We start from the raw sequence: 15,246 nt of genomic DNA, 5'->3' as shown, positions 1-15,246 counted from the left end.
CGCTCAGTCCGCGCCGGCCTCGGCGCGGAAATGCTCGATCGACTGCCCGGCGTTGACGGCGCGCTGCAGCCAGTGCGGCATCGCGCCGTGGCCGTCCCAGGTCTGGCCGTCGGCGTTGCGGTAGTGCTTCTGTTCTCTCTTTGGCGGCGGCTTGGTGGTCCGGATCGTGGTCCGGATCGGGGCCGGGATCGTGGCCGGAAAGCAGCCGGCGGCGGCCAGCGCATCGATGGTCAGGCCGTATGCGGCCATGCGCTCGCGCACCCAGATGATGGCCGAGAGGCGTTCGATTTCGACGGACATGCGGGGGACCGGGAGTTGGACGACGACAACGTGGCGATGCGGCTCAACTGCCGCGCTGGTCGGCCGCGCCGGCCTGTTCCGGCTGCGGCCTGACGGCGGCCGGCTCGCTGGCGGCGTCGCTCTGCAGGACCCGTCGCTGGGCGCGCTGCTCGGCCCGCTTGGCCGCGCGGCCCTTTTCGATGACGGCGAAGTCCGGGCCGGCCAGTGCCGCGAGCGAGCATGCGAGTGCCGCCAGGCCGGCGGCCATCAAGGTCAGATTTTTCACGAGCGTTGCCTGTTCGGTGTGATTGCGGTCGGGTTGCGGAGCAACGCCGTGCGCCGGGGGCGCAACGGGGCGCGCATGCCGTCGCGAGGAAAAAAAACGGGGAGCGGGCCCTGGGCCGCTCCCCGCGGCTGGAGATAGCTCAGCCGTCAGAAGTGTGGCCGCACTGGAGCAAAGGAGAAGCACGCGGCCACAGAGCCACCTGTCTACCCGGATATCCATCCGGCGCGGGCCGGCGCCGGTGCCGGGCGCCGCCGGCAAACGGGCCTGCCGTCGTTCGCGCCGCCGGCAAGGGCGGCGTGGCCCGAGGCATGGGCCGCGGCGGCGCGGAACGCTGTGGCGGGCGCCACGGCTGCCAGGGCGATACCTCGGGTCTTCATGATGCGTCATCTCCAGGGGCGGCGGCGTGGCGGCGTCCGGTCCGACCGGCTCTTGGGCCTGTCTTGAACCTGACGAATCACGCTGGAACGACGGCAGTGTATGCCTGCGCGATGAATTCGAATAACGATATAAAACTATGTGTACCAGTCGTTTTTTTCATGGGTAAAAAACGCCATGCGCGACGCGGGATGACGGACATTTACGTCCCTGCAGCGGCATGTTCCTTGCCGGCGAGCCGCTGCCACACCACGGCGGTGCGGTACGTCAGGCCCGGCAAGAGAAGGAACCCATCCGATGAAAACACACGTCCGATTCTGCGTCGCCACAGTCCTGACGGCATTGAGCGCCGGCCCCGCCGCCGCGTGGGCGCAGGACCAGCCGCAGCAGGCGGCGGCCGAGGCCGGCCAGCAGCCCGCGCAGGAAGCGCAGGAAGCGCCGGCGCCGGCACTGCAGCCGGCGATCGCGAGCACGTTGAGCGCGGCCCCCGTGCGCATCGACGCGGGCGCGCTCGGGCCGCTCTACGTGGGCGGCGTGCTGAGCGGGCTCGGGCTGGCGCAGAGCCACGCCGTGCCGGCGGACCGCAGCCGGCAGTTCGACCTCGGCAACGCCCAGGTCTTCGTCAACAAGGCCGATGGCCTGCTGCAGTTCTTCGTCCAGGCCGGCTACTACTCGACGCCGGTGCTCGGCGTGCCGTACCTGCGCACCTCGGATGCCACGCCGGCCTTGTTCAGCCCGCTGGCCCAGGGCTATCTCAAGATCGCCCCCACCGACACGCTGTCGGTGATGGTCGGCAAGCTGCCCACGCTGATCGGGGCGGAGAGCACCTTCTCGTTCCAGAACATGAACATCCAGCGCGGCCTGCTGTGGAACCAGGAGAACGCGGTGAACCGCGGCATCCAGGTCAACTACGCCGCCGGCCCGCTGACGCTTTCCGCATCGGTGAACGACGGCTTCTACTCGAAGCGCTACAGCTGGATCACGGGGCTGGCCAGCTACGCGCTGGACAGCAGCAGCACCATCACGTTCAGCGCCGGCGCCAACACCGGCCACACCGACGTATCGACGACCGCGACGCCGCTGTACCAGAACAACCAGCAGATCTACAACCTGATCTACACGCGCACCCGCGGCGCATGGACCTTCCAGCCCTATCTGCAGTACACGCGCGTGCCCAGGCTGCCCGAGTACGGCACCAGCGAGGCGGCCTCGACCTACGGCGGCGCGCTGCTGATGAGCTACGACTTCGGCGCCGACGCCACGCCCGCCGGGCTGCGGCTGCCGGGGTTCAAGCTGCCGGTGCGGCTGGAGTACATCGCCTCGACCGGCACCGCGGCGGGCGGCGCGCCCAATCTCCTGTACGGCGCGGGCAGCGAGGCATGGTCGGTCACGCTGACCCCGACGTACCAGTACAAGCGCTTCTTCGTGCGTACCGAGTTCGCCTACGTGGGCGCGCGCCGGACCGCGCCGGGCGCGGCCTTCGGCACCGATGGCAACCGCCGCGCGCAGGTGCGCGGCCTGTGCGAGATCGGCGTGCTGCTCTAGTCTGCCTCGGGGACGTTGCCGGAGGTCGGCGCCATGCGCGCGGGCCGCCCCGCTTCCGCGCCGAAGTATCGCTTGAGCGCCAGCAGCCTTGCCTCGAACAGATGCCACGTGGCAAGGCTGATCAGCATGCACGCCAGCAGGGAAACCAGCACGAAGCACAGGTAGCCGGCCGAGAACACGCTGCCCTCGTCCGGCAGCAGTTGCAGCCGCGCGCGGAACAGCCATGCCACGGCATACAGCACCGGCGGGTGGAACACGTAGAGCGAATAGCTGTATTTCCCGAACGTGGTCAGCACGCGGTGGCCGAGGAACCGGTTCAGCCGCGCATCGGGCGGCAGCAGCAGCGTGGCCGCGATCAGCAGCGCGGCGCTGGCGCCGATGATGCTGAAGCCCAGCGTCTGCAGCGCCAGCCCGTTGCGCCGCAGCCCGCCGTCGAGCACGTCGACCAGCGCCGCGCCGGCGAATGCCAGCACCGCGAGCGCGCCCAGCACCTGCCGCGCGCTGGGCAGCGGCGCCCGGCAGCGCGCATACGACGCCACCAGCGCGCCCCACAGGAGCGGGTCGACGTGGGTGAGCGTGGACACGTAGATTGCCATCTGGTCCCAGCCGCGCGCGATCAGGGCCAGCCTGAGCAGCGGCGACGCCGCGCACAGGGCCAGCGACAGCAGCGCCACGCGCCGGGCCGGGCACAGGAACACCACCAGCGGCCAGGCCAGGTAGAACTGCTCCTCGATGGCGAGCGACCACAGTTGCGTCACCGGCACCGGCGAGCCCTGCGGCAGCCTGGCGAAATACCAGTTCTGCAGATAGCTCCAGAACCACGCCTGCGCGCGATGGAGGTCCGCATAGGCCTGCCCGGGCTGGTAGATTTCCGCTAGGAATGGCCCCAGGATCAGAAAGAACAGAACCAGGAAGAAGTAGTACAGCGGGAAGATCCGCAGCGTGCGCCTGGCGTAGAAATTGACGAAGTAGCGCGGCGCGCCTTTCGCGTCGAGCAGGATGCCGGTGATCAGGAAGCCGGACAGCGCGAAGAAGACGTCCACGCCAATCCAGCCCGACACCAGCAGCTTGAGCGCGAGATGGCCGATGGTTCCGCTGTCGCCGAGCGCGGCCGGCACCACCGAGTGGTGGAAGAAGACCAGCAGGATGGCGATGCCGCGTATGCCGTCGAGCGGGCGCAGGTGGCCGCGCGCGAGGCGGCTTGCGGGCGCTGCCCGCGGGCCCGCGGTCGTGGCGCCGTTGCGCCGTGCGCCGCGCGGCTGTGAACGGGGATACTCGCTGCGCATTGACGCCCCATCCAGGTTTCCCGTATCGGCACGAGTGTACCGGCGTCCCCTAGGCATCGTCCGCCAAGTTCAACGCACGGCGCGCCGCGCCGCGTGGGCGGCACGGCGCGCCGTGCGCAAGGCGTCATGCGCCGATGCGTGGCATCGGGCCGGCCGCGCGCGGCGGCCGGGCAGCTTCGCGCGTGAGCGGGCTCAGCTCTTGGAGCCGTCCGCGCCGGCCTGCGGCGCGGCCGTGCTACGGGCGGGCGCGGCCTGCTGGCCGATGGTGTCCCGCGCCGGCACGGCAGCCACTTCGTGCTTGTAGACCACGCCGCGCGGCGTCACCGACGCCTGGGTGGCGGTGGTGGCCACGGGCTGGCTGACAGCGGCATGCTGCTGGGCGCGCTTGGCCTCGCGGGCCTTCTCGATGACGGCGAAATCCGGGCCGGCGAGGGCCGACAGCGAGCAGGAGAGTGCCATCAGGCCGGCACCGGCGAGAGCGATCTTTTTCATGATGTGTTTGTCCGGGGTAGTCGAGCCGCTGCGCGGCGCGCCGCATGCGGTGGAGGGGGCGGGCGGGCTCGTAAAAGTCAGGGGGCGACGGGTCTGCCGCCCCCTGCGGCTAGTGAATCATCAGCCGGGAAAGAAGCGGCCGCGCGCGAGCAGGGAGGGAGGTGCGCGGTCACTGGGTTCTGCATGATGGTTCGTCTTCACGGACGAGCACGGCGGCACCGGATGGTTCCGGGCCTGCATGCCGCGCCCGATGGAAAGCAGTGTAGGCCCGGGTCGGTAATTCCAGAAGCGATTTAAAACTATGAGATGAAGTCGTTTTTTTCATGGATGCCGGCGGGCGGGCGCGCGATCCGGCTGGCCACAGGACGTGGCGCGGATGCCGCCGCTCAGGCGCCCAGCACTTCCTCGCACACCGCGAACCACGCGCGCGCCGCGTGGGACAGGTAGCGCCCCGGCGACCAGATGTGCGCCAGCGTCCAGTCCATCGCCGGCTCGGACAGGCGCGCCACGGCGAGCTTGTCGTCGAGCTGGAGCCGCGCCAGCAGCGGCTGCGGCAGGAAGGTGGTGCCCAGGCCCGCGGCCGCCATCGAGGCGAGGAAGTCCCAGTGCCCGCTCTGCGCCACGATGCGCGGCTCGAAGCGGGCCTCCATGAAGGCCACGCGCAGCTTGCGCGTGAGCGAGAATTCGTCGGTCAGCAGCAGCAGCGGCTCGTCGCGCAGCGCCGCGAGGCTGACGGTCTTGTTCTTGGCCCAGCTGGCCTTGCGCGGCCCCGCCACCCAGACCGGGTACTTGGCGAACTCGCGCGTGGCCAGCGCCAGCCCGCTGTCGCCGGGCAGCACGGTTGCGCCCACTTCCAGCTCGCCGCTGGCTACCTGCTGCTCCACCATGTGGCCGCCGTGCTCGGCCATGCTCAGTTCCAGGTTGGGATAGCGCTGGCGGAAGGCGCTCACGGCGGGCGTGAAGAACAGGTTGGCCATCGGCGGTATGCCCACCGTGAGCTGCCCGCGCCCCAGCGACGACAGGTCGGCCACTTCCAGCGTGAGCCGGTGCACCACGCCGAGCGCCTCCTGCCCGCGCTCGTAGACCACGCGCCCCACGTCGGTCAGCCGCACCTGCTTGCCCTCGCGGATCAGCAGCGGCTGGCCGACTTCGTCCTCCAGCTGGCGCACCATCTTGCTGATGGTGGACTGGGTGACGTACAGAGAGGTCGCGGCCTGGGTAAAGCTCTGCAGGCGCACGGTCTCGACGTAGTAGCGCAGGGCACGGATATCGATGGGCACGGGGGGCGTCCTGTTACCGAAGGGTGGGGGCTGGGGTTCGCATGAAAAAAGCGAATATGAAGGGTAATTTTAAATCATGTTCGGAATGACCGCCAGTTGGCTACACTTGCATCCCACTGCAGTTACTACAGGTTTGCGTCCCCATGGCATGGCCGAGCGCACGGCAATGGCTCTTTTCGCTCAAAGCGTTTGCCGCTTCGATGCTCGCGCTCTATATCGCGCTGGCGCTGGGTCTGCCCCGCCCTTACTGGGCGATGGCGACCGTCTATTTCGTCTCCCACCCGCTGACCGGGGCCACGCGCTCGAAGGCCGCGTACCGGGTGGCGGGCACGCTGCTTGGCGCCACCGGCGCGGTGGCGACCGTGCCGCCGCTGGTCAACGAGCCGGTGCTGCTGATGGCGGCCATCGCGCTGTGGACCGGCGCCTTGCTCTATTTCTCGCTGCTGCAGCGCACGCCGCGCAGCTATGTGTTCCTGCTGGCCGCCTACACGCTGCCGATCGTGGCGCTGCCCGCGGTCAGCGAGCCGGTCCAGGTCTTTCCCATCGCGGTGGCGCGCATCGAGGAGATCGTGGTCGGCATCGTGTGCGCCGGGATGGTCGGCTCGATCGTGTTCCCGGCCAAGGTGGCGCCCGCGCTGCGCGCGCGCTCGGCCACCTGGCTGGCCGACGCGGCGCTGTGGGCCTCGGACATGCTCTCGCCCGAGCCCGACGCCAACGTCGCGCGCCATGACAGCCGGCACCGGCTGGCCGCCGACATCCTCGCGCTCGACCAGCTGATCGCGCAGCTTTCCTACGACACGGAGAGCACCGACACCCTGCGCCATGCGCGCGCGCTGCGCGAGCGCATGACCATGCTGCTGCCGGTGCTGTCCTCGCTGGGCGGGCTGCTGCATGCCCTGCGCTGCCATGCGCAGGGCATGCCGGAACAACTGGCGCGCCACATGGCGGACATGCGCGCGTGGATCGACGGCGGCTTCACCGGCCCGTCGCCGGTGCTCGAGCCGGCCGCCGCGCCGTGGCGCGCCTACGGCAAGGCGCCCGGCTGGCATGCCGGGCTGGTGGCCACTGCCAACGACCACCTGCGCACGCTCGCGGCGCTGTGCGAAGACTGCCAGGCGCTGCAACGTTGCATCGGCGACCAGGCCGGCAACGGCGCCGCGCCCGCGCTGCGCTACCGCGCCGGCGCGGCCGGCCGCGCGCACCACCACGACCACGGCATGCTGCTGTACTACGCCTGCTCGACCAGCCTCGCGGTGTTCTGCGCGGGCCTGCTGTGGATCGCCTCGGGCTGGGAGGACGGCGCCGGCGCCGTGGTGGTGGCCACCATCGCCAGTTGCTTCTTCGCCACCGTGGAGGAGCCGCGGCCGGTGGCGCGCGCGTTCATGCGCTGGAGCGTGGTGTGCTTCCTGGTGTCGTGCTTCTACCTGTTCCTGGTGGTGCCGCAGGCCCACAACTTCGAGACGCTGGTGGGCATGCTGGCGGTGCCGTACATGGGCATCGGCCTGCTGATCTCGCGCCCGGGCTTCAACCTGATCGCCATGCTGCTGTCGGTCAACACGGCCTCGTTCGGCAATTTCCAGAGCCTCTACGACGCCAACTTCCTCGGCACCTTCAACACCAGCCTGGCCAGCGTGGGCGGCATGCTGTTCGCGCCGCTGTGGTTCATGGCCACGCGCCCGTTCGGCGCGCGCGTGGCGGTGCACCGGCTGATCCGCGCAAGCTGGAAGGACCTGGCGCAGGCCGCCACGCGCGGCGAGGCGCCGCAGCAGGGCAAGCTCGGCGCGCGCATGCTGGACCGCCTCGGCCAGCTGGTGCCGCGCCTGGCGGCCAGCGACGACAAGCTGTCCTCGGATGGCTTCGCCGAGCTGCAGGTCGGCTTCGGCGCGCTGGCGCTGCAGCGCAACCTGGGCGCGCTGCGCCCGCCCGCGCGGCGCGCGGTCACGCGCGTGCTCAACGGCGCCGCCGGGCACTACCGCGCGCGCCTGAAGGCCGGCCACGCGATGGCGCCGCCCGAGGCGCTGTCCGCGCGCATCGACAAGGCCATGCACGAAGTGGCCGCGCAGGCCGACGACACCGCCGGCCACGCGGTGCGCGACACGCTGGCCGCGCTGTTCGTGCTGCAGGTCACGCTTTACCACGCGCAGCCGCATCCGGCCGCGCCCGCGCCGCTGCCTCACGTTCCCGCGCCGGCGCCGGCCGCCGCGCGCGCGCAGACCGCATGCTGAACGCCGAGCTCGACCTGTACGGCGTGTTCGTGCCCATGCTGCTGGCGCTGATGCTGCTCGCCTTCGCCATGACCGCCAGCCTGCGCGCGCTGCTGGCGCGCCTGGGCTTCTACCGGCTGGTCTGGCACCGTTCCCTGTTCAATCTCGCCCTCTACCTGATCGTGCTCGGTGGCGTGGTCGCCCTGGCCCGCTCGCTGCAATCATGAAATTCAAGATCCGTTTGCTGGTTCCCGTGGTCCTGACCCTGCTGGCCGCGGTGGCGGCGCTGTTCGTCGTCAGGCATCTGTGGGATTACTACACCGTGGCGCCGTGGACGCGCGACGGCCACGTGCGCGCCGACGTGGTGCAGGTCGCGCCCGACGTGTCGGGCCTGGTCACGCAGGTGCTGGTCAAGGACAACCAGCGCGTGCGGCGCGGCCAGGTGCTGTTCGTGATCGACCAGGACCGCTACCGGCTGGCGCTGCAGCAGGCCCAGGCCAGCGCCGCCGCGCTGCGCGCGACGCTGGCGCAGGCGCGCCGCGAGGCCGCGCGCAACCACGCGCTCAACGAGGTGGTCGCCACCGAGGTGGTGGAAGAAGGGCAGGCCCGCGTGCAGCAGGGCGAAGCCGCGCTGGCGCAGGCCGAGGCCGAGGTCGGCGTGGCGCGCCTGAACCTGGCGCGCACCAGCGTCACCAGCCCGGTGGACGGCATGCTCAACGACCGCCTGCCGCGCCTGGGCGACTACGTCAGCACCGGCCGCCCGGTGCTGTCGATGGTCGACGCGGACTCGTTCCACGTGGAAGGGTATTTCGAGGAAACCAAGCTGCACCGCATCCATATCGGCAGCGCGGTCTCGGTGCGCATCATGGGCGAGCGCACCACGCTGCGCGGCCACGTGCAGAGCATCGCCGCCGGCATCGAGGACCGCGACCGCAGCGCCGGCGCCAACCTGCTGCCCAACGTCAACCCGACCTTCAACTGGGTGCGGCTGGCGCAGCGCATCCCGGTGCGCATCGTGCTCGACGCCGTGCCGGCGGACGTGCAACTGGTGTCGGGCCGCACCGCCACGGTGTCGGTGGCGGAGCCGCGCCAGATGGTGGTCGCGCGGCGCGCTGACGCGTCCGTCGAGGCCATCGATGCCATCGCGGCCAGCGAGGCGGCGCGATGAACCGGCTCGCCCTGGCCGTGCTGCCGGCGCTGGCGCCGCTGCTGTTCGCCTGCACCACGGTCGGCCCCGACTACAAGGTGCCGGAGCACGCGGCGGTGCGCGCGCCCGAGGCCAACGGCCCGCTACTCGGCACGCAGGACGCGGCCGTCTCGGTGGCGCCGGTGCCGGACGACTGGTGGCGGCTCTACGACGACCCCAAGCTCAACCGGCTCGTGCAGGAAGCGCTCACCGCCAACACCAGCCTGCGCGTGGCCGCCGCCAACCTGCGGCGCGCGGTGGCGGTCTATCACGAGGTGGAAGCCGAGAACCTGCCGCAGGCCGCGTTCTCGGCCAAGGCCGAGCGCGCGCAGGTGGCCGGCGAGAGTTTCCTCATCAAGGAGAAGATTCCCGTCTTCAGCCTTGGCGACTTCGGCTTCTCGGTGTCCTACCTGGTGGACTTCTTCGGCAAGCTCGCGCGCGCCGACGAGGCCGCGCTGGCCAGCGCCGAAGCCAGCCAGGCCGCGCTCGACATGGCGCGCGTGGGCGTGGTGGCGCAGACCGTGCGCGCCTATGTGCAGGGCTGCGCGGCCACGCACGAGCTGGAGGTTGCCGAGCACCAGCTCGCGCTGCAGGAGCGCGGCGCGGACATCGCCGGCAAGCTGGTGGCCGCCGGCCGCGGCCAGCCCGCCGACCTGCTGCGCGCGCGCTCGCAGGCCGAGACCCTGCGCGCCGCGCTGCCGCGCTTCAAGGCCGAGAAAGAGGGCGCGGCCTACCGGCTGGCGGTGATGCTGGGCAAGCCGCCCGCCGCGCTGGCCGAGGATGCGTTCGCCTGCGAGGAGGAGCCGCGGCTGCGCCAGGCGCTGCCGGTGGGCGACGGCGCCGCGCTGCTCAAGCGCCGGCCCGACGTGCGCCAGGCCGAGCGCGAGCTCGCCGCGGCCACCGCCAGGATCGGCGTGGCCACGGCCGATCTTTATCCGTCGATCCGCCTCGGTGCCTCGGCCGGGCTGAGCGGCCTCATGGGCGATCTCGGCACCGGGCCCACGGCGCGCTGGGGCATCGGCCCGCTGGTCACATGGAACCTGCCCACCAACGGCGTGCGGCCGCGCATCCATGCGATGGAGGCGGGCGCCGACGCCGCGCTGGCGCAGTTCGACGGCGTGGTGCTCAAGGCCTTGCAGGAAACCCAGGGCGCGCTGAGCGAGTACACGCGCGAGCTGGAGCGCAACCAGTCGCTGCGCGTGGCGCGCGACGACGCGCGCGAGGCCGCGCATCAGCATCGCCAGTTGTACCGGGCCGGGCGCACGCCGTACCTGTCCAGCCTCGACGCCGACCGCACGCTGGCCGCGTCGGAGGCGGCGCTGGCCGCGTCGGACAGCCAGGTGGCGCTCGACCAGATCAACCTGTTCCTGGCGCTCGGCGGCGGCTGGCAGAACAGCCCGCAGGTGGCGCGGCGCGATGGCGCCGGCCACGCCGACGGGCACGACTAGCGCCGCGCGCCTTCCTTCCGATTCCCTTGCGCACCCTCTCCCGTTCGCGGGCGAGGGTGCGCGCGCGTCCGTGTCCGGCGCGTGCGCCGATGCGGCGGATTCCCGCGCCCGCGCTGGCCGGCAGGCATGTCGGGCCGTTCCCGGCGCCTCGTTGCCACTGTGAAAATTTCGACTGAAAACCAGAATTTTAATTCATAACAGGAATGCTTCGCGATGGCTACACTGCTGTCTGTGCCGGCGCCCCCAACTGTGCCGGTGCAAGCAAAAAGGCGAAACAGACGACATGCGGGACGCAAGACTCCGCCTATCCCGCTCCACCACAAGTGGAAAGTGCCGCCCCAATCTGGAATCCAGCAGCAATCATGAACAAGAAGCTCTTCACGACCCTCGTTTCCGCAGCAGCATTCGGCCTTTGCGTCATGGCATCGACGCAGGCCAACGCACAGGGTCCGAAAGACAGCGTCAACGCCGGTGACAAGTACGGCTACAACCTCCATAACGGCAAGCGCGATCCGTTCACCGACGGTGCGCGCGTCAACGACCGCCGCAACCCGTTTACCGACGGCGCGCGCGTCAATGACCGCCGCGATGCGTTCACCGACGGCGCTCACGGCGCCACGGCGCTCGACCTCGCCGGCCGCGACCTGACCGGCGTGTCGGCGGCGCCGGCCTACAGCGGCGACACCAGCGGCGCCAGCGCCTGACGGCGCTGGCCGGCCCGACCGCGGGAGCCCTCCACCCGCGGCCGGGCCGGCCGATGCGGATTTTCTTGCATCATCCGCATCACCTGCATCACCCGCATCCTCTTCACGGCGCGCATCCGCCGCCCGCCGGTTCCGGCCAGCAGATTCCCCTCCCCGCCAACGCCATCGGCAGCCTCCCGCCGCTGCACTGCGACCGGCCCTACGGCGCTTTCACCGCGATCACCATCCACGACACCCCGAAGCGGTCGGCGCACATGCCGAAGCGCTCGGCGAAGAAGGTCTCGCCCGCCGGCATCAGCACCTGGCCGCCCTCGGCCAGCGCGTTGAAGACGCGGTCCACGGCGGCCGCGTCGGGCACCGTGACCGACAGCGAGAAGCCCTGGAAACTGGGCTGGCCGCCGCAGCGCCCGTCGGACATCATCACCGTGGTCTCGCCGATGCGCAGGGACATGTGCATCACCTTTTCCCCGTCGATGGGGCCGGGCGCGCAGCCCTCCGGCGCGGCCGACTGTTGCGGCGGCGCTTCCTTGAAACGCATCAGCATCTCGACCTGCGCGTTCAGCACGCGCTTGTAGAACTCCGCCGCTTCCTCGCAGCGGCCTTCGAAGAACAGATAGGGTTGAACCAGCATCGTCTCGTCTCCTTGCGGGATGTCCCGCGGTGGCGCATGCGCGACTTGCCGCAGCGCTGTGCAGGCCGCGCGGGCGGCCACCATCCCAGCATAGTCCGCAAGGTTGACGCCGCCGTGTCGCGGCGCGTTTTTCGCGCGGGGCGCCCGGTGCGCATCCCGCCGGCGAGCAGGGAGCGGCGCGGCATCGACGTTAGAATGCCGCTCTCGTTCCCTCGTGCTGCGGAGTTGCCGTGCTGGCTGAACAACGACAAAAATTCATCCTCGACCAGCTCGCCGCCAGCGGCGCGCTGGCGATCAGCGAGCTGGTCAGCGAGCTCGACGTCTCGCGCGAGACCATCCGGCGCGACCTCAACGCGCTCGCCGCGCGCGGCCTGCTGATCCTCACGCACGGCGGGGCGCTGTCGCCCGAGCGGGCCGAGCCCGACGCCCAGACCCGCGCCGCGGTCAATGCCGAAGGCAAGCGCGCCATCGGCATGCGCGCGGCGGAACTGGTGCCCGACGGCGCCTCCGTGATCCTCGACTACGGCACCACCACCCACACGGTGGCGCAGGCGCTGCACGGCCACCGCAATCTCGTGGTCTACACCAACGACATCGCCATCGCGCTGCTGCTGGGCCGGCGCAACGGCAACCGCGTGGTGTTGCTGGGCGGCGAGCTGCAGGAGAACGAAGACGCCACGCACGGCTGGGACGCCATCGAGCAGTTGTCGCGCTATCACGCCGATTTCGCCTTCGTCGGCACCGGCGGCATCACGGCCGAAGGGCAGATGAGCGACTTCTCGCGCGCCGCCGCGGAATTGCGCGGGCGCATGCTGCTGGCCGCCAGCGTGGCCTGCGTGGTGGCCGACCACACCAAGTTCGGCCGCCATGCCGGCGTGCTGGTCAAGCATTTCGACAAGGCCGCCTACCTGATCTCCGACATGGCGCCCGAGCCATCCATTGCCGCCGCGCTGAACGCGCGCGGCCCGGCGCTGCGCCTCGCCTGAGGCGCGCCGCGCCGCTCTCCGGCTCGATTTCCGGCCTGGCTTCCGGCGCGCATCCGATGCGAATCCGGCGCGCGGCGGTGTCCGCCAGCGCGGCCGTTGATCGCACGGAAAAAGCGGCCGGTTCCGCTCTCCGGGTGGCGTTTCGTCATCGTTTGCCGCCGCCTGCATGCCTGCCAAGGCACAGCGGATGCTAAGCTTCCGCCTTATAGATACATTCAGGATCACACATGAATGTATCTTCATGTCCGCGGCGGTGCCGCCCCTGAATGTCCCCGGGGCACGCCGCGGCATCTTCCGGCACGCCGGCGGGCACGTATCCGCGGCGGCCGTCCCGACCGAAGCTTCAGCACACAACCCGATACGAAGAGACACCCGTGAGACCTGCCTCCCTCGAAACCTTCCTGGCCGGCGTTGCCCGGCGCGATCCCGACCAGCCCGAATTCCTCCAGGCCGTGAAGGAAGTCATGATGACGCTGTGGCCGTTCGTCGAACAGCATCCGCGCTACGGCGAGCAGGCCCTGCTCGAGCGGCTTGTCGAGCCCGAGCGTGTGATCCAGTTCCGCGTGGCGTGGACCGACGACCGCGGCCACGTGCAGGTCAACCGCGCGTTCCGCGTGCAGCACAGCTCCGCCATCGGCCCCTACAAGGGCGGCATGCGCCTGCATCCCACCGTCAACCTGTCGGTGCTCAAGTTCCTCGGCTTCGAGCAGACCCTCAAGAACGCGCTCACCACGCTGCCGATGGGCGGCGGCAAGGGCGGCTCCGACTTCGATCCCAAGGGCAAGTCCGACGGCGAGGTCATGCGCTTCTGCCAGGCGCTGATGACCGAACTGCACCGCCATCTCGGCCCCGACACCGACGTGCCCGCCGGCGACATCGGCGTGGGCGCGCGCGAGGTCGGCTTCATGGCCGGCATGATGAAAAAGCTCTCCAACCACGCCGCCTGCGTGTTCACCGGCAAGGGCCTGTCCTTCGGCGGCAGCCTGATGCGGCCCGAAGCCACCGGCTACGGCACGGTGTACTTCGCGCAGGAAATGCTGCACCGGCGCGGGCGCGGCCTCGACGGCCTGCGCGTGCTGATCTCCGGCGCGGGCAACGTGGCGCAGTTCGCCGCCGAGAAAGCCATCGAGCTCGGCGCCAAGGTGCTCACCGTGTCCGACTCCGGCGGCGTGCTGCACTATCCCAGGGGCATGGACCGCGCGCAGCTCGCCGCGCTGATGGCCTTCAAGAATGAAACGCGCGGCCGCCTGGCCGATTTCGCCGCCGCGCACGACCTGCACTTCGAAGCCGGCCGCACGCCGTGGCACGTGCCCGCCGACGTGGCGCTGCCGTGCGCCACCCAGAACGAGCTCGACGGCGCCGACGCCGAACGCCTGCTGGCCAACGGCGTGTTCTGCGTGGCCGAAGGCGCCAACATGCCATCCACGCTCGACGCCGTCGACCGCTTCCTGGCCGCGCGCATCCTGTACGCGCCGGGCAAGGCCAGCAACGCCGGCGGCGTGGCCACCTCGGGCCTGGAGATGTCGCAGAACGCCATGCGCCTGGCGTGGCACCACGCCGAAGTCGACGAAAAACTGCACGCCATCATGAAGGACATCCACGGCAACTGCATCCACTACGGGCAGAAGGCGGACGGTTATGTCAACTACGTGGAAGGCGCCAACGTGGCCGGGTTCGTGAAGGTGACCGATGCGATGCTGGCGCAGGGGGTGGTGTAGCGGCTGGCCATGATGGCAGGCGGGCCCGGATGCTTCACGGACTAAAGATATCCGGCCCATGTCCGATACATTGATGTGTGCCGCTGCATGACGGCCATGCCGCGGCGTGCCTCTTTCATCAATACGAAAACAAGAATCCAATGTCCAAGAACATCAAAATCAATGGAGCAGTCACCCGGGTCATGGTTTACGGCTTTGCCGTGGCGGCATTGATGGGCTGCGCGCTCGGGCGCGACGTGGTGGCCGTCAAGGCGCCCAGCGCCGACAATCCGGCAACGGGCAAGGCAGTGCGCATCGAGGCCGTGCTGGATAACCGCAAGTTCGAAGCCGCGCCGTCCAGCCCGGACATTCCGTCTCTCGACGACGCCGAGGACAACGGCCAGGACAGCAAGGCGCGCGCGATCGGGCGCAAGCGCAATGGCTATGGCAAGGCGCTGGGGGACGTGGTCCTGCCCGAAGGCCAGACTGTATCCGGCCTGACCGAGGCGGCGCTCGCCACGGCCTTCAAGGAGTCCGGCTACATCGTGGCAAGCAAGGGCGACGCCAACTACGATGCGGCCGCGCCGGTCAGCGCGCGCATCAACGAATTCTGGGCCTGGTTCAAGCCGGGATTCTGGTCGGTGACTACCAGCCAGAAATCGGAGGTGGAACTGGAAGGCAACGTGGGCCCGCTCGCCGGCAAGCAGGTGATCAAGGCCACGGTGTCGGAGTCCAGGCAGGTGGTGACTGTCGATGACTGGCGCGACATCGTCGAGAAAGGGCTGCGGGCCATCACGGACCAGACCAAGCAACTGCTGGCACGCTGAGCGGCCATCTCCGCATCTCC

At 70.1% G+C, this 15,246-nt stretch carries 15 protein-coding genes; 9 read left to right on the top strand and 6 right to left on the bottom strand.

From position 1 onward, the window contains the following. Positions 1-3: 3 nt before the first annotated feature. Together KF708C_RS25750 and KF708C_RS25745 are read right to left on the bottom strand one after the other, a co-directional pair. Complete coding sequence (locus tag KF708C_RS25750; RefSeq protein ID WP_059413782.1) at positions 4-300, bottom strand: H-NS histone family protein; 297 nt, start codon at positions 298-300, stop codon at positions 4-6. A gap of 43 nt (positions 301-343) precedes the next feature. Further along, positions 344-565, bottom strand: a complete 222-nt coding sequence (locus KF708C_RS25745) for a hypothetical protein (protein WP_029044416.1) — start codon at positions 563-565, stop codon at positions 344-346. A 672-nt stretch (positions 566-1,237) separates the two neighbouring features. Here KF708C_RS25745 and KF708C_RS25740 point away from each other — a divergent pair. Next, positions 1,238-2,485, top strand: coding sequence for an outer membrane beta-barrel protein (locus KF708C_RS25740; protein WP_231586578.1), 1,248 nt, complete (start codon positions 1,238-1,240; stop codon positions 2,483-2,485). Here KF708C_RS25740 and KF708C_RS25735 read toward each other — a convergent pair. The 3 genes from KF708C_RS25735 to KF708C_RS25725 form a co-directional block, all read right to left on the bottom strand. Continuing rightward, positions 2,482-3,771 (bottom strand): acyltransferase family protein, encoded by a 1,290-nt coding sequence (locus KF708C_RS25735; protein ID WP_059413779.1) that lies wholly within the window; start codon positions 3,769-3,771, stop codon positions 2,482-2,484. The genes KF708C_RS25740 and KF708C_RS25735 overlap by 4 nt on opposite strands. Before the next feature lie 192 nt (positions 3,772-3,963). Then, positions 3,964-4,263, bottom strand: coding sequence for a hypothetical protein (locus KF708C_RS36525; RefSeq protein WP_197090428.1), 300 nt, complete (start codon positions 4,261-4,263; stop codon positions 3,964-3,966). Positions 4,264-4,649: 386 nt separating this feature from the next. Continuing rightward, complete coding sequence (locus tag KF708C_RS25725; RefSeq protein ID WP_020200760.1) at positions 4,650-5,543, bottom strand: LysR family transcriptional regulator; 894 nt, start codon at positions 5,541-5,543, stop codon at positions 4,650-4,652. A 200-nt stretch (positions 5,544-5,743) separates the two neighbouring features. Between KF708C_RS25725 and KF708C_RS25720 the strand changes: the two genes are divergently transcribed. From KF708C_RS25720 to KF708C_RS25700, 5 genes are all read left to right on the top strand, one after another. Next, the gene (locus KF708C_RS25720; RefSeq protein WP_231586577.1) at positions 5,744-7,768 is read left to right on the top strand and encodes an FUSC family protein; all 2,025 of its coding nucleotides are present in this window, start codon (positions 5,744-5,746) and stop codon (positions 7,766-7,768) included. Further along, entirely contained in the window at positions 7,762-7,974 is a 213-nt protein-coding gene (locus tag KF708C_RS25715; RefSeq protein WP_020200758.1) for a DUF1656 domain-containing protein, read from the top strand. The genes KF708C_RS25720 and KF708C_RS25715 overlap by 7 nt, the downstream gene beginning before the upstream one ends. Continuing rightward, complete coding sequence (locus KF708C_RS25710; protein ID WP_059413773.1) at positions 7,971-8,915, top strand: efflux RND transporter periplasmic adaptor subunit; 945 nt, start codon at positions 7,971-7,973, stop codon at positions 8,913-8,915. Before KF708C_RS25715 ends, KF708C_RS25710 begins: the two co-directional genes overlap by 4 nt. Next, a complete protein-coding gene (locus tag KF708C_RS25705) occupies positions 8,912-10,381 on the top strand; it encodes an efflux transporter outer membrane subunit (RefSeq protein ID WP_059413771.1) in 1,470 nt (489 codons plus the stop codon). Before KF708C_RS25710 ends, KF708C_RS25705 begins: the two co-directional genes overlap by 4 nt. 362 nt (positions 10,382-10,743) lie before the next feature. Continuing rightward, on the top strand, positions 10,744-11,085 hold the full coding sequence (locus tag KF708C_RS25700; RefSeq protein ID WP_020423633.1) for a hypothetical protein: 342 nt from the start codon (positions 10,744-10,746) through the stop codon (positions 11,083-11,085). A gap of 199 nt (positions 11,086-11,284) precedes the next feature. Here KF708C_RS25700 and KF708C_RS25695 read toward each other — a convergent pair whose 3' ends face one another. Further along, complete coding sequence (locus tag KF708C_RS25695) at positions 11,285-11,716, bottom strand: VOC family protein (RefSeq protein WP_059413769.1); 432 nt, start codon at positions 11,714-11,716, stop codon at positions 11,285-11,287. 230 nt (positions 11,717-11,946) lie between these two features. Here KF708C_RS25695 and KF708C_RS25690 point away from each other — a divergent pair, with 230 nt between their 5' ends. From KF708C_RS25690 to KF708C_RS25680, 3 genes are all read left to right on the top strand, one after another. Then, a complete protein-coding gene (locus KF708C_RS25690) occupies positions 11,947-12,702 on the top strand; it encodes a DeoR/GlpR family DNA-binding transcription regulator (RefSeq protein ID WP_020200752.1) in 756 nt (251 codons plus the stop codon). A 374-nt stretch (positions 12,703-13,076) separates the two neighbouring features. Continuing rightward, entirely contained in the window at positions 13,077-14,420 is a 1,344-nt protein-coding gene (gdhA, locus tag KF708C_RS25685) for an NADP-specific glutamate dehydrogenase (RefSeq protein WP_059413767.1), read from the top strand. 182 nt (positions 14,421-14,602) lie between these two features. Further along, on the top strand, positions 14,603-15,226 hold the full coding sequence (locus tag KF708C_RS25680) for a hypothetical protein (protein ID WP_020200750.1): 624 nt from the start codon (positions 14,603-14,605) through the stop codon (positions 15,224-15,226). Positions 15,227-15,246 lie beyond the last annotated feature (20 nt).

The organism is Cupriavidus basilensis, assembly GCF_000876015.1.
In the GTDB taxonomy this organism is placed as follows: Bacteria; Pseudomonadota; Gammaproteobacteria; order Burkholderiales; family Burkholderiaceae; genus Cupriavidus; species Cupriavidus basilensis_B.
The sequence above is the reverse complement of the archived record's forward strand: the minus strand, read 5'-3'. Positions and strand labels throughout refer to the sequence as shown.